Genomic DNA, 12,393 nt, shown 5'->3' with positions numbered 1-12,393 from the left:
GGTGCGGCCCGTCCGGCCCGGTCAGAGACCAGCGGTGGCCGCGGGACCACCGGTGTGGGCGAGGACGCAGTCGACGGCCATGTACAAGGTTTCCGTCTCGGATCGCAGGATCGACTGCTCGGCGGGCAACGCCCTCTCGGTCGCGAGTCCGTTGAGGACGGTCATCAGGAATCTCGCGCGCCGGGTGTTCTCGCCCGCGGCCAGCGCGCCTTCCCGCGTGAGGATCGCCAGCCAGGACTCGATACGGCGTTGCCCTTCCAGGTCCATGGCGAGATACGCGGCGCGCACCTCGTCGGTCGGCTCGGGGGCGATGAAGGTCTCGAAGAGCCTGCCCCATGCCTCCCGTGCCTGTTCGCCCACTCCGGCGGGCGCGAGCACCTGCCGGAGGCAGTTCACCAGCCGGTCCCGTGCCGGTACCGAACGGTCGTGGATCCCGTCCTCGGAGACCACGTGGTCATAGATGACGGCCAGCACCGCGTCCCGCAGTTCGCGCTGCGTCGGGAAGAAGTGTCTGAGAGATCCGGTGCTCACCCCGGCCCGCGCCGCGACCGCCCGCACACTCAGATTGACCGAGGGGTCCTCTCCGATCATCGCGGCGGCCGCCGCGAGGATCCTGTCCCGCGTGCCGGCGCTCTCCTTCTTCTCCGCCGCTGCCTTCTCTGCCACTGCCGCTGCCTCTCATCACGCCGTACTAGTACGCCGTGATACTTTAGCCCTCGGGCCACTAGTACAGCGTGCTAGTGCGGGATGCGGCCGAGCGCCAGGGGGCTGAGGGATGTTCGAGGAGCGGCGGCGGCGTCGAGCCGCGAAGCGCGTGCGACCGGGGGACGGGCGGCCCCTGCGACGTTTTCGCTGGTGGCAGTTGCCGGGCCGCGCGCTGTTCCATCTTCCTCTGACGCGGCACGACGGGCGTCGGACGATATACGCGATCGATGTCCGGCACTGGCAGAACCAGAGCTCCGGCAACGTCAGGGCGCATCTGTACCTCGACGGCAGGCTCCACGCCGAATCCAGGATCCCCGCCGCCTTCCCCGTGCCGGACGGCACGATCGAGGTGGCGATGAGCGGCTTCGGGATCAAACGCTGCCACTACGTCACCACCGCGGGTACCGAGCACCAGCTCGTCCCGGACCCTGCCTCCGCCGAGGGCCGCCGCGCCCGCCTCGACCGCGACCACCCGACCCTGAGCCGCTGGATCGGCCTCTGCTCCCTTGTGGCGCTCCTCATTGGTGCCGGTCTTCTCGTCGTACAGATCGCTGAACCGCTCTCCCGGATACCTCCCATCGCCTCACGCGTCGGGAGCTTCGAGTCGCCGATCCACCTTCCGCTATGGCTCAACGTCACACTCGGGGCCGCGGCGGCGATGGGCAGCATGGAGCGAGCGCTTCGACTGTGCTACCACTGGCTGCTCGACGGCGCGGCGAACTAGTGCCCCTCCGGGCTCCTGCGGACCGGCAGACCTGGCTGTCAGGGGAGAGAGTGAGGTGTGAGAGGTTCGGACCCGTGAGTGAAACGACGTCGCAGACCCTCCAATACCGTCTTGACGGGCCAGAGCAGGCGCCCGTCCTGATCCTGGGACCTTCACTCGGAACCACCTGGCACATGTGGGATCGCCAGGTGCCCGAGCTGGCCCGCCAGTGGCGGGTGTTCCGCTTCGACCTGCCCGGTCACGGCGGCGCCCCCGCGCACCCCGCGACCAGCATCCCCGAGCTGGCGGAACGGCTGTTGGCCACGCTCGACGAGATCGGGGTGCAGCGGTTCGGCTATGTGGGCTGCTCCATCGCCGGTGCCATCGGCGCCGAGCTGGCGCTGCGCCGCCCCGACCGGATCGCCTCGCTCGCGCTGGTCGCCGCCTCGCCCCGGTTCGGTACGGCCGACGAGTTCCGTCAGCGCGGTGTGATCGTCCGTGCGAACGGACTCGACCCGATGGCCCGCAGCGCGCCCGAACGCTGGTTCACCCCGGGCTTCGCCGCCGCGCAGCCCGCCATCGTCGAATGGGCCGTCCAGATGGTCCGCACCACCGATCCCGGGTGCTACATCGCCTCCTGTGAGGCGCTGGCCGCCTTCGACATCCGGGCGGAGCTGGGCCGTATCACCGTACCGACCCTGGTGCTGGTCGGCGCCGAGGACCATGTCACCGGGCCCGCCGAGGCGCGCACGCTGGTCGCGGGGATACCGGACGCCCGGCTCGCGCTGGTGCCCGGAGCCTCCCATCTGGCTCCCGTCGAGCAGCCCGCCGCCGTCACGGATCTGCTCGTCCACCACTTCTCCACCGCCTGGTACAACCCGTCCGACACCTCCACCGGCCTCACCGTCCTGCCGGACCGGGGCCCCGTGCCCTCGCTCTCGGCGACGGTCGGCCCGATCGCCGAGATCGCCCCCGTCGAGCAGCCCGAGGCCGTGACCACCGGGCGGCCCGACCCGTACGAGGCGGGCATGCGGGTGCGCCGACAGGTCCTGGGCGACGCCCATGTGGACCGCGCCATGGCCGCCGCCGACGACTTCACGGGCGACTTCCAGGAGCTGATCACCCGCTACGCCTGGGGCGAGGTGTGGACCAGGGAGGGCCTCGACCGCCGCACCCGCAGCGCCGTGACGCTGACGGCGCTGGTCGCGGGCGGCCATCTGGAGGAGCTGGCCTTCCACACGAGGGCCGCGCTGCGCAATGGCCTCACCCCCGCCGAGATCAAGGAAGTGCTGATCCAGACGGCCGTGTACTGCGGGGTCCCGGCCGCGAACACGGCGTTCCGGGTGGCGCGGACCGTGATCCAAGAGGAGACCACGCCCGAGGCGTAGCAGGATGGCGGTGTGCGCTCGTGCGCCCGGCACCGACAACCGCGCCGAGAACGCACCGACAACCACACCGACAGCGGCACCGACAGCGGCACCGACAGCGAGGGAGGCGGTCAGCGGTGAGGCTCACCAAGAAGACACACGCCTGTGTCCGGCTGGAGAAGGAGGGCCGTACGCTCGTCATCGACCCCGGTGCCTACACCGAGGACGATGCCACGACCGGCGCGGACGCCATCCTGGTCACCCACGAGCACCCCGATCACTTCCATGAGGGGCATCTGCGGGCCGGTCTTGAGGCCAACCCGACGGCCGAGCTGTGGACGCTGCGCAGCGTCGCCGACCAGCTCTCCGCCGCCTTCCCCGGGCGCGTCCACACGGTCGGCCACGGCGACACCTTCTCCGCCGCCGGTTTCGACATCCAGGTCCACGGCGAGCTGCACGCGGTGATCCACCCGGACATCCCGCGGATCACCAATGTCGGCTATCTCGTGGACGGCTCGGTCTTCCACCCCGGCGACGCGCTGACCGTCCCCGACCAGCCGGTCGAGACGCTGCTCCTGCCCGTACAGGCACCCTGGAACAAGATCTCCGAGGTGATCGAGTACGTACGCGAGGTCAAGCCGCGGCGCTCCTTCGATGTCCACGACGCGCTGATCACGGAGCTGGCCCGGCCCATCTACGACACCCAGATCGGTGGTCTGGGCGGCGCGGAACACGGCAGGCTCGCCCCGGGGCGCTCCGTCGAACTGTGACTGTCGGACCCCGCCGATAGGCTGTCCCGCATGCGCATCGCGACCTGGAACGTCAATTCGATCACTGCCCGGCTGCCCCGGCTGCTGGCCTGGCTGGAGAGCACCGGTACGGACGTGCTGTGCGTCCAGGAGACCAAGTGCACGCAGGAGCAGTTCCCCGCGGAACAGCTCCGTGAGCTGGGCTACGAGTCGGCGGTCAACGCCACCGGGCGGTGGAACGGGGTGGCGCTGATCTCCCGGGCCGGCCTGACGGACATCGTCCCGGGGCTGCCCGGCGGACCGGAGTACGAGGGCGTGACGGAGCCGCGCGCGATCTCCGCGACCTGCGGCCCCGTCCGCCTCTGGTCGGTGTACGTGCCCAATGGCCGCGAGGTCGGCCATGACCACTACGCGTACAAGCTGCGCTGGCTGGAGGCGCTGCGCGCGGCGGTGGCCGACGACGCGGCGGGCGCGCGGCCGTTCGCGGTGCTCGGTGACTTCAATGTGGCCCCGGCCGACGAGGACGTGTGGGACCTGTCCCGCTTCGAGGGGGCCACGCATGTCACCCCCGCCGAGCGTGCGGCGCTCGCCGCGCTGCGCGAGCAGGGGCTCTCCGACGTGGTGCCCCGCCCGCTCAAGTACGACCGCCCGTACACCTACTGGGACTACCGCGAGCTGGGCTTCCCGAAGAACAAGGGCATGCGCATCGACCTGGTCTACGGCAACGCGCCGTTCGAGGGCGCCGTCAAGGACAGCTATGTCGACCGCGAGGAGCGCAAGGGCAAGGGCGCCTCGGACCACGCCCCCGTCGTCGTGGACATCGACGTCTGAGGACGGCCTCCGGCCCGCCGCCCGGCCCGCCGCCCGGCCCGCGCGCCCTATGGTGCGCCGGGAAGCGGAATGGCACGCTGAGCGGTATGAACATCCCCTTCTTGGACAACTGGCGCAAGCGGCACGGCGGCGAGGACGCGGCCTCGCTCGCCTCCGTCGTCGACGGCGACCCGGAGGGCGTGGCCGAGTTGCTCGCCGAGTGCGAGCTGCTGCGTGCCCGGGCGGGGGAGAACGGTCTTGAACTGGACGACTCCCCGGCCTCGTTGGAGGCCCTTGACCAGCTGCCGCCGCGCTGGCGCGACGACCCCGAGGAGCTGCCCTGGCTGGGCAACGACGCGGGGCTGTATCTGGGCACGGTGATCGTCCGTACGGTGCCCGGCGCGCTCTGGCACATCTGGCCCGGCGGACACCCCGTGGTGCGCCTCGTCTCCGGGCGCGAGATCCCGGTCGTCGAGTCCGGTCTCGACTGGGCGGCGACCGGAGCGCCCGAGCTGTCCCAGGTCTACGCGGAGGCCGCCGAGGCCTGACCCCCGGCCTCCCGCGCGGTCGGTCCTCCGCTGCCGTATGTCGTCCTGTGCAGTAAATACGGCTTATGCCCCACATGTGCGTGTCGAGCACGAAGTCCCTTGTCCGGCTGGATAGTTTGCGCTGACTTCGACACAGCCGGGAGTGGGTGGGGCAGCGTATGGCCGTCGATTCATTGATCGAGCTGCGAGGCGTCAACAAGTACTTCGGACCGTTGCATGTCCTCCAGAACATCGATCTGACGGTCGCCCGCGGCGAAGTGGTCGTGGTCATCGGCCCTTCCGGCTCCGGGAAGTCCACGCTCTGCCGGACCATGAACCGGCTGGAGACGATCGAGTCGGGCCGGATCACCATCGAGGGAACGCCCCTGCCGGCCGAGGGCCGCGGGCTCGCCCGGCTCCGCGCGGAAGTGGGCATGGTCTTCCAGTCGTTCAACCTCTTCGCGCACCGGACCGTGCTGGACAATGTCTCGCTCGCGCAGATCAAGGTGCGCAAGCGCAAGAAGGAGGACGCCGACCGGCGTTCCCGGGAACTGCTCGACCGCGTGGGACTTCTCTCCCAGGCCGACAAGCTGCCGGCGCAGCTCTCCGGCGGTCAGCAGCAGCGCGTCGCCATCGCCCGCGCGCTCGCCATGGACCCCAAGGCCCTGCTCTTCGACGAACCGACCTCGGCGCTCGACCCGGAGATGATCAACGAGGTGCTCGAAGTCATGCGGCAGCTCGCCCGCGAAGGCATGACGATGGTCGTCGTCACCCATGAGATGGGCTTCGCCCGCTCCGCGGCCAACCGCGTGGTCTTCATGTCCGACGGCCGCATCGTCGAGGACCGCACCCCGGAGGACTTCTTCACCGCCCCGCGGAGCGACCGGGCGAAGGACTTCCTCTCCAAGATCCTCAAGCACTGAGGGGGTGCGGTCCATGATCCCCGGTCGCGCACCGTGGACGAGGAGAACCCTCACGGCGCTCCTGCCCCTCCTGCTCGCCCTGCTGGCGGCGCTCGCCGCGGGCTGCGGAAAGCCGGGCAGCCCGCCCGTGAAGGGCCCGCGGGCCGACACGCTGCCGCACTACCGAGTGGACACCGCCTTCCGGCTGCCCGAGTCGCCGACCTGGACCGCGGCGAAGCGGCGCGGGTATCTGATCGTGGGCGTCAAGGAGGACCAGCCGTACATGGGGGAGCGGGACCCGGCCACCGGCGTCTACTCCGGCTTCGACATCGAGATCGCCAAAATGATGGCGGCGTCCCTGGGCTTCGCTCCGAAGACCATCCGCTTCCGTACGATCGCCTCCGCGAACCGGGAGACCGCCCTGCAGAACGGGCAGATCGACTACTACGTCGGCACGTACACCATCAATGAGAACCGCAAGAAGCTCGTCGGATTCGCCGGCCCGTACTACCTGGCCGGGCAGTCGCTGCTGGTGAGGGCCGACGAGCACGACATCCACGGGCCGCGGGACCTCGACGGCAAACGCGTCTGCTCGGCCGCGGGATCGACCCCGTACCAGCGGATCCAGCGGGACTACCCGCGCATCCAACTCGTGGGCTACGACACGTACTCCGCCTGTGTGGACAATCTGCTGACCTACCAGGTCGACGCCGTCACCACCGACGACACCATCCTCCAGGGCTACGCCGCCAAGGCGCCCGGCGAACTCAAGGTGGTCGGGGAACCCTTCTCGAAGGAGCCCTACGGCATCGGTGTCCCGCGCGGCGACAACGCGCTGCGCCTCGCGCTCGACGACGCCCTCGCGGCCAACGAGAGGAACGGCAACTGGCAGAAGGCGTACGACGCGACCCTCGGCCTCTCCGGGCGCCGGGCCACCCCGCCCCCGCCGATCGACCGTTACCCGGCGAGCTGAGGCAGGAGCCATGGACGTACTCACCGACAACCTCACCCTCTACGGCAAGGGCTTCCTCGGCACGGTCGAGCTGACGGTCTACGCCTCGCTGCTCGCGCTGGCCCTCGGGTTCGTGATGGCCTCCTTCCGGGTCGCGCCGGTCCGTGCCCTGCGGGCGCTGGGCACCGCATGGGTCACCGTCCTGCGCAACACCCCCCTGACGCTGCTCTTCTTCGCGGTTGTCCTCGGGCTGCCGCGCTTCGGTCTCGTCCTGCCCTTCCAGCTCTTCGCGGTCCTCGCGCTCGGCTGCTACACCTCCGCGTTCATCTGCGAGGTGCTGCGCTCGGGCATCAACACCGTGCCCAAGGGGCAGGGCGAGGCGGCCCGCAGCCTCGGGATGACCTTCGGGCAGACCCTGAGCGGAGTCGTCCTGCCGCAGGCGTTCCGTTCGGTCATCCCGCCCATCGGCTCCACCCTGATCGCCCTCGCCAAGAACTCGGCGATCGCGGGGGCGTTCAGCGTCACCGAGCTGCTCGGCACGTACAAGAGCCTGAACGAGATGGGCTACAGCATCGTCTGGACCTTCGTCTGGATCGCCGTCGGCTATCTGATCATCACCCTGTCCATCAGCGCGCTGTTCCACTTCATGGAGAAGCACTGGGGAGTCGCCCGATGACCTCGACGGCCTCGAAGACACCGAAGCCTCCGCGGACGTCGCGGACGGCGAAGACGTCCCGGAGCGATTCGTCCGCGCTGTACGACTTCCCGGGGCCCCGGACGGAGCGACGGCACCGCTGGTACGGCGTGCTGGCGACGGCGGCGGTCGCCGCGCTGTTCGGCTGGCTGCTCTATCTTCTCTTCGCCACCGACCAGTTCACCGCCACCAAGTGGTCCCCCTTCGAGTACCAGGGCATCCAGGATCTGCTGCTGCGCGGCCTCGGCAACACCCTCAAGGCCTTCGCGTACGCGGCGGTGCTCTCGCTCGTACTCGGCGCGGTCCTCGCCTGCGGCCGGCTCTCCGAGCACCGGCCGGTGCGCTGGGTGGCCACCGCGCTGGTCGAGTTCTTCCGCGCCATGCCCGTGCTGGTGATGATCTTCTTCATCTTCGTGGCCCTGAAGGTGCAGGCGCTGCCCGCGCTGGTGGCGGGACTGACGCTCTACAACGGCTCCGTGCTCGCCGAGGTGTTCCGTACCGGAGTCAACTCGGTGGAGCGCGGTCAGCGGGAGGCGGCGTACGCGCTCGGCATGCGCAAGACGCAGGTCATGACGTACGTGCTGGTGCCGCAGGCGGTCCGCGCCATGCTGCCCACGATCATCAGCCAGCTGGTGGTCGCTCTCAAGGACACATCACTCGGCTATCTGATCACCTATGAGGAGTTCCTCCATGCCGGAAAGCTCATCGCCTCGAATCTCGACTACGATTTGCCGTTCATCCCTGTGGTGATGGTGATTTCACCGATCTACATCGGGATGTGCATGCTGCTCTCCTGGTTCGCCCACTGGCTGGCCGGGCGGCAGCGGCGCAACCCGAGAACCGAGGCCGTGGGCGTCGCCCCGGCCTCCCCAGGGACGCTGCTGCCGGGCGGGCAGTAGCTCAGGGGCAGTGGCCCGTCCGGCGGCAGCCGGAGATCACTTCTCGTACGGATCTCGTACGGACGGGAAGAAGGTCAGCTGCGCGCCGGTCGGGTTGTGCTCCGCGGGGAGCGCGCCCGGCGGGCGGGCCACTTGGGACGCGCCGTCACTCACGCGCCTCCGCTGCTCACGCGCCGCCGTCCCTCACGCGGCGGCGGGGAGCGGCTGGTGGGCCGCCCGCGTCACATCCGCGACCAGCTCCACCACATCGGGACCGTACGCCACCGAGTTGACCACCTTCAGCAGCAGACAGAACGAGTTACCGCCGTGCTTGCGGGCCAGCTTCTCGTGATGGCGGAACAGATAGCGCGTGGCCGCCTGGTTGGTGATCGCCCGCTGGCCGCAGAAGAGGAAGACCGGCCGCGCCTCCTCACCGGCGGTGAGCCGCGCCAGCAGGACGTACTCGGTGACGCCCCCCTCCGCGCGGTAGCGCTCGGAGCCGATCTGGAACGAGCCCCGGTCCGGGCCGGATTCGGTACTGGTGTCGACTTTCACACCCGGCAGCAGTGAGCCCAGATGCGCGGCCATTCGCCGATTCGAGTACGGCCCGCCGAGGCAGAACTCCGTACGCTCCCCGAAGCCCTGGCGCGCCGAGTCGTGCTGGACGATCTCCGCGTGTGCCCCGCAGTCCTTGATCAGCGCGGCGAGCTCAAGCAGAGCGGAGACATCGTAGCGGTGAACGGCCCCGTCGCTGCCCGCCTCACGATTGACGACCAGCAGACATTCGGAGTTTCCGGGCAGACCGAAGAACGCCTGCTTGCGGCGGAGCCTGCGGCGCCAGAGATACGTACGGGCGAGCCAGCCCAGGGAAGCGCTGATACCGGCGGCGACTACGCCGAGCACGATGTTGCGTATGTCGTCATTCATGGGCGCGCATCGTAGCGGGACGAGGCGAACGCGGTTCGAGACGGTCCTGACGGAGCGGGGGCGTCGGCGTTACGCTGCGCGCACAGTTCTCGACTGGAGGTACGGATGCGTCGCTCCGCTGTGCGGAATGTGTCGTTGTCGGCTGTTGCCGCGGCCTTGCTCTCGGTGGGCGCGTGCGCGCCACCCTCGGTCTCGGGGACGAGCGGCGCACAGGCACCTCCGCCGGCCAAGACACCGGTGGCGACGGGGCACGGGGGAGCGGTCGCGAGCGTCGACGCCGACGCCTCGGCCGCCGGTATCGAGGTGCTCAGGAACGGCGGCAACGCCGTGGACGCGGCCGTGGCCACGGCCGCCGCGCTCGGCGTCACCGAGCCGTACTCCGCCGGTATCGGCGGTGGCGGCTACTTCGTCTACTACAACGCCAAGTCCCGTACCGTACACACCATCGACGGCCGTGAGACCGCTCCCGGGTCGGCCGACCGCTCGCTTTTTCTGGAGAACGGCAAACCGCTGCCCTTCGCGGACGCCGTGACCAGCGGTCTCAGCGTCGGTACGCCGGGGACCGCCGCCACCTGGAAGGCCGCTCTCGACGCCTGGGGCAGCCGCTCGCTCTCCCAACTGCTGAAGCCGGCCGAGCGGCTGGCGACGGACGGCTTCGTCGTCGACGACACCTTCCGCGCGCAGACCCAGTCGAACCAGGCGCGGTTCGCCGACTTCCCCGACACCGCCGAACTCTTCCTGCCCGGGGGACAGCTCCCGGTCGTCGGCTCCACCTTCAAGAACGCCGATCTGGCCCGTACGTACAAGGAGTTGGGGCGTACCGGCACCCGCTCGCTCTACGAGGGCGAGCTGGCCCGCGACATCGTCCGTACCGTACGCAAGCCCCCCGTGAACCCGGACTCCGGCCGCGACGCCCGCCCCGGCGATCTGACCACACGCGACCTCTCCGGCTACCGCACGAAGAAGCAGGCGCCGACCAAGGTCTCGTACCGGGGACTCGACGTGTACGGGATGGCGCCGTCGTCCTCGGGCGGTACGAGCGTCGGCGAGGCGCTCAACATCCTTGAGCGCACGGACCTTTCGAAGGCGACCGAGGCGCAGTATCTGCACCGCTTCATCGAGGCGAGCCGGATCGCCTTCGCGGACCGGGGCCGCTGGGTGGGCGACCCGGCCTTCGAGGACGTACCGACCAAGGGACTGCTGTCGCAGCGCTTCGCGGACGCGCGCGGGTGTCTGATCAAGGACAACGCGGTCCTCAAGAGCCCGCTGGCGCCCGGTGATCCGAGCGATCCCAAGCCGTGCGGGCGCGGCGGGACGGCGGCGCCGACCACCTTCGAGGGCGAGAACACCACGCATCTCACGGCGGCCGACAAATGGGGCAATGTCGTCGCCTACACGCTGACCATCGAGTCGACGGGCGGCAGCGCGATCACCGTGCCGGGACGGGGGTTCCTGCTCAACAACGAGCTGACGGACTTCTCCTTCGCCCCGGCGAACCCGGCCGTCCACGACCCGAACCTGCCGGGACCGGGCAAGCGACCGCGCTCGTCGATCTCCCCGACGATCGTGCTGGACTCGAAGGACCGGCCGGTCCTGGCGGTCGGCTCGCCGGGCGGCGCGACGATCATCACCACCGTGCTCCAGACACTGACCGGCCGGCTGGACCGAGGTCTGCCGCTCGTCGACGCGATCGCGGCGCCCCGGGCCAGCCAGCGCAACGGGGCGGCCACGGAGCTGGAGCCCGGCCTCTGGAACAGCCCGGTGCGTGGGCAGTTGGAGGCGCTGGGCCATGTCTTCACCCAGAACCCGGAGATCGGCGCGGCGACCGGCGTACAGCGACTGCCGGACGGCCGCTGGCAGGCCGCGGCCGAGAAGGTCCGCAGGGGCGGCGGCTCGGCGATGGTGGTACGCCCGGACGGCAAGTAGAAGGGCGCCCGGAACGACTAGGCACCCGGGTCCCGCCCCGCCGCCCTTCCGGCCGGGGCGGGACCCTCCGTGCGCCCCGTGTGCCCGCGCGTTCATGTGCTCGCTCATGCGCTCGTGTGCTCAGAGCGCCGTCAGGATCCTCGGGCCCTCGTCGGTGATCGCGACCGTGTGTTCCGCGTGGGCGGCGCGGCTGGAGTCCAGGGTGCGGATCGTCCAGCCGTCGTGGGCCGTGAAGTGCCGGTCGGTGCCGCTGCCGATCAGCATCGGCTCGATCGCCAGCACCATGCCGTGCCGTAGCGGCATCCCCCGGCCCGGGCGGCCCTCGTTGGGTACGCCCGGGTCCTCGTGCATCGTCCGGCCCACGCCGTGGCCGCCGAAACCGTCGGGGATGCCGTAGCCCGCGCGGCGGCAGACGCGGCCGATCGCATGGGCGATGTCGCCGATCCGGTTGCCGACGACGGCCGCCGCGATTCCGGCCTCCAGTGCCTCGTTGGCCGTGTCGATCAGCCGTATGTCGTCCGGGCGGGGCCGGCCGACCGTGAAGCTGATCGCCGCGTCGCCGACCCATCCGGCCAGCTCCGCACCGCAGTCGATGCTCACCAGATCGCCGTCGTGCAGCCGGTAGCCGTCGGGGATGCCGTGCACGATCGCGTCGTTGACCGAGGCGCAGATGACGGCGGGGAAGGGGGTGGGCGCCCAGTCGGGGTGATAGTCGAGGAACGGCGAACCGGCGCCCGCCTCGCGCAGGACCGCGCGGGCGGTCTCGTCGAGGGCGCGCAGGGTACTGCCCACGGCCGCCGCTTCCCGTACCGCTGTCAGCGCCTGTGCGACGACCCGGCCGGCGGCGCGCATGGCGTCCAGGGACGCATCGGTCTTGATCTCCACCATTCCAATAACTATACCGGTCGCCGGAGAATCGGGCACCCTTGTGCGGCGGTATTACAATGACGGGATGGTACGTAGTCCACTCACCCCCCAAGAGCACGAGCGCGGCGAGCGGCTCGGCCGGCTGCTCCGTGAGGCGCGGGGCTCGCGCAGCATGGTGGAGGTCGCCGCGGTCGCCGGGCTCTCCGCCGAGACCTTGCGCAAGATCGAGACCGGCAGGGCGCCGACGCCCGCCTTCTTCACCGTCGCGGCGCTGGCCGGGGCACTGGGGTTGTCGATGGACGAGATCGCCGCGAGCTGCGTGCTGGTGCCGGTCTGATCCCGGGCTGATTCCGGGCCGATCCCGGTCCGGTCACGGGCCGGTCTCT

The 12,393-nt window shown here is 70.2% G+C and carries 14 protein-coding genes; 11 read left to right on the top strand and 3 right to left on the bottom strand.

What is annotated here, in order from left to right; all coding sequences use genetic code 11:
* Positions 1 to 21 precede the first annotated feature (21 nt).
* Positions 22 to 666 (bottom strand): TetR/AcrR family transcriptional regulator, encoded by a 645-nt coding sequence (locus M1203_RS02030; protein WP_249947689.1) that lies wholly within the window; start codon positions 664 to 666, stop codon positions 22 to 24.
* A 109-nt stretch (positions 667 to 775) separates the two neighbouring features.
* On the opposite strand from M1203_RS02030, the gene M1203_RS02025 reads away from it, so the two are divergent.
* The 9 genes from M1203_RS02025 (at position 776) to M1203_RS01985 (ending at position 8,308) form a co-directional block, all read left to right on the top strand.
* Entirely contained in the window at positions 776 to 1,429 is a 654-nt protein-coding gene (locus tag M1203_RS02025) for a hypothetical protein (RefSeq protein ID WP_249947688.1), read from the top strand.
* A 74-nt stretch (positions 1,430 to 1,503) separates the two neighbouring features.
* Entirely contained in the window at positions 1,504 to 2,796 is a 1,293-nt protein-coding gene (gene pcaC / locus M1203_RS02020) for a 4-carboxymuconolactone decarboxylase (protein ID WP_249947687.1), read from the top strand.
* Positions 2,797 to 2,912: 116 nt separating this feature from the next.
* Positions 2,913 to 3,545: an MBL fold metallo-hydrolase gene (locus tag M1203_RS02015; protein WP_249947686.1), complete on the top strand. Its 633-nt coding sequence runs from the start codon at positions 2,913 to 2,915 to the stop codon at positions 3,543 to 3,545.
* A gap of 30 nt (positions 3,546 to 3,575) precedes the next feature.
* Positions 3,576 to 4,355: an exodeoxyribonuclease III gene (locus tag M1203_RS02010; RefSeq protein WP_249947685.1), complete on the top strand. Its 780-nt coding sequence runs from the start codon at positions 3,576 to 3,578 to the stop codon at positions 4,353 to 4,355.
* An 86-nt stretch (positions 4,356 to 4,441) separates the two neighbouring features.
* Complete coding sequence (locus M1203_RS02005) at positions 4,442 to 4,882, top strand: DUF6278 family protein (RefSeq protein WP_249947684.1); 441 nt, start codon at positions 4,442 to 4,444, stop codon at positions 4,880 to 4,882.
* A gap of 158 nt (positions 4,883 to 5,040) precedes the next feature.
* Entirely contained in the window at positions 5,041 to 5,784 is a 744-nt protein-coding gene (locus M1203_RS02000; RefSeq protein WP_249947683.1) for an amino acid ABC transporter ATP-binding protein, read from the top strand.
* A 13-nt stretch (positions 5,785 to 5,797) separates the two neighbouring features.
* A complete protein-coding gene (locus M1203_RS01995; protein WP_249947682.1) occupies positions 5,798 to 6,736 on the top strand; it encodes a glutamate ABC transporter substrate-binding protein in 939 nt (312 codons plus the stop codon).
* 10 nt (positions 6,737 to 6,746) lie between these two features.
* A complete protein-coding gene (locus M1203_RS01990) occupies positions 6,747 to 7,391 on the top strand; it encodes an amino acid ABC transporter permease (protein WP_249947681.1) in 645 nt (214 codons plus the stop codon).
* Entirely contained in the window at positions 7,388 to 8,308 is a 921-nt protein-coding gene (locus M1203_RS01985) for an amino acid ABC transporter permease (RefSeq protein ID WP_249947680.1), read from the top strand. Before M1203_RS01990 ends, M1203_RS01985 begins: the two co-directional genes overlap by 4 nt.
* A 183-nt stretch (positions 8,309 to 8,491) precedes the next feature.
* Here M1203_RS01985 and M1203_RS01980 read toward each other — a convergent pair whose 3' ends face one another.
* Positions 8,492 to 9,214: a hypothetical protein gene (locus tag M1203_RS01980; RefSeq protein WP_249947679.1), complete on the bottom strand. Its 723-nt coding sequence runs from the start codon at positions 9,212 to 9,214 to the stop codon at positions 8,492 to 8,494.
* A 105-nt stretch (positions 9,215 to 9,319) separates the two neighbouring features.
* On the opposite strand from M1203_RS01980, the gene ggt reads away from it, so the two are divergent.
* On the top strand, positions 9,320 to 11,140 hold the full coding sequence (gene ggt / locus M1203_RS01975) for a gamma-glutamyltransferase (RefSeq protein ID WP_249947678.1): 1,821 nt from the start codon (positions 9,320 to 9,322) through the stop codon (positions 11,138 to 11,140).
* A gap of 120 nt (positions 11,141 to 11,260) precedes the next feature.
* Here the strand turns inward: ggt and map are convergent, their stop codons facing one another.
* Positions 11,261 to 12,028, bottom strand: a complete 768-nt coding sequence (gene map / locus M1203_RS01970) for a type I methionyl aminopeptidase (RefSeq protein ID WP_249947677.1) — start codon at positions 12,026 to 12,028, stop codon at positions 11,261 to 11,263.
* Positions 12,029 to 12,092: 64 nt separating this feature from the next.
* On the opposite strand from map, the gene M1203_RS01965 reads away from it, so the two are divergent.
* Complete coding sequence (locus M1203_RS01965) at positions 12,093 to 12,344, top strand: helix-turn-helix domain-containing protein (RefSeq protein ID WP_249947676.1); 252 nt, start codon at positions 12,093 to 12,095, stop codon at positions 12,342 to 12,344.
* Positions 12,345 to 12,393 lie beyond the last annotated feature (49 nt).

The sequence above is a fragment of the Streptomyces sp. 35G-GA-8 genome (assembly GCF_023534745.1).
In the GTDB taxonomy this organism is placed as follows: Bacteria; Actinomycetota; Actinomycetes; order Streptomycetales; family Streptomycetaceae; genus Streptomyces.
The sequence above is the reverse complement of the archived record's forward strand: the minus strand, read 5'-3'. Positions and strand labels throughout refer to the sequence as shown.

What these genes read in the sequence shown, in the direction of transcription:
- map (WP_249947677.1), bottom strand. Translation starts at nt 12,028, where the DNA reads ATGGTGGAGATCAAGACCGATGCGTCCCTGGACGCCATGCGCGCCGCC.
- M1203_RS02005 (WP_249947684.1), top strand. Translation starts at nt 4,442, where the DNA reads ATGAACATCCCCTTCTTGGACAACTGGCGCAAGCGGCACGGCGGCGAG.
- M1203_RS01965 (WP_249947676.1), top strand. Translation starts at nt 12,093, where the DNA reads ATGGTACGTAGTCCACTCACCCCCCAAGAGCACGAGCGCGGCGAGCGG.
- M1203_RS01985 (WP_249947680.1), top strand. Translation starts at nt 7,388, where the DNA reads ATGACCTCGACGGCCTCGAAGACACCGAAGCCTCCGCGGACGTCGCGG.
- M1203_RS01990 (WP_249947681.1), top strand. Translation starts at nt 6,747, where the DNA reads ATGGACGTACTCACCGACAACCTCACCCTCTACGGCAAGGGCTTCCTC.
- M1203_RS02000 (WP_249947683.1), top strand. Translation starts at nt 5,041, where the DNA reads ATGGCCGTCGATTCATTGATCGAGCTGCGAGGCGTCAACAAGTACTTC.
- M1203_RS02010 (WP_249947685.1), top strand. Translation starts at nt 3,576, where the DNA reads ATGCGCATCGCGACCTGGAACGTCAATTCGATCACTGCCCGGCTGCCC.
- M1203_RS02025 (WP_249947688.1), top strand. Translation starts at nt 776, where the DNA reads ATGTTCGAGGAGCGGCGGCGGCGTCGAGCCGCGAAGCGCGTGCGACCG.
- ggt (WP_249947678.1), top strand. Translation starts at nt 9,320, where the DNA reads ATGCGTCGCTCCGCTGTGCGGAATGTGTCGTTGTCGGCTGTTGCCGCG.
- M1203_RS01980 (WP_249947679.1), bottom strand. Translation starts at nt 9,214, where the DNA reads ATGAATGACGACATACGCAACATCGTGCTCGGCGTAGTCGCCGCCGGT.
- M1203_RS01995 (WP_249947682.1), top strand. Translation starts at nt 5,798, where the DNA reads ATGATCCCCGGTCGCGCACCGTGGACGAGGAGAACCCTCACGGCGCTC.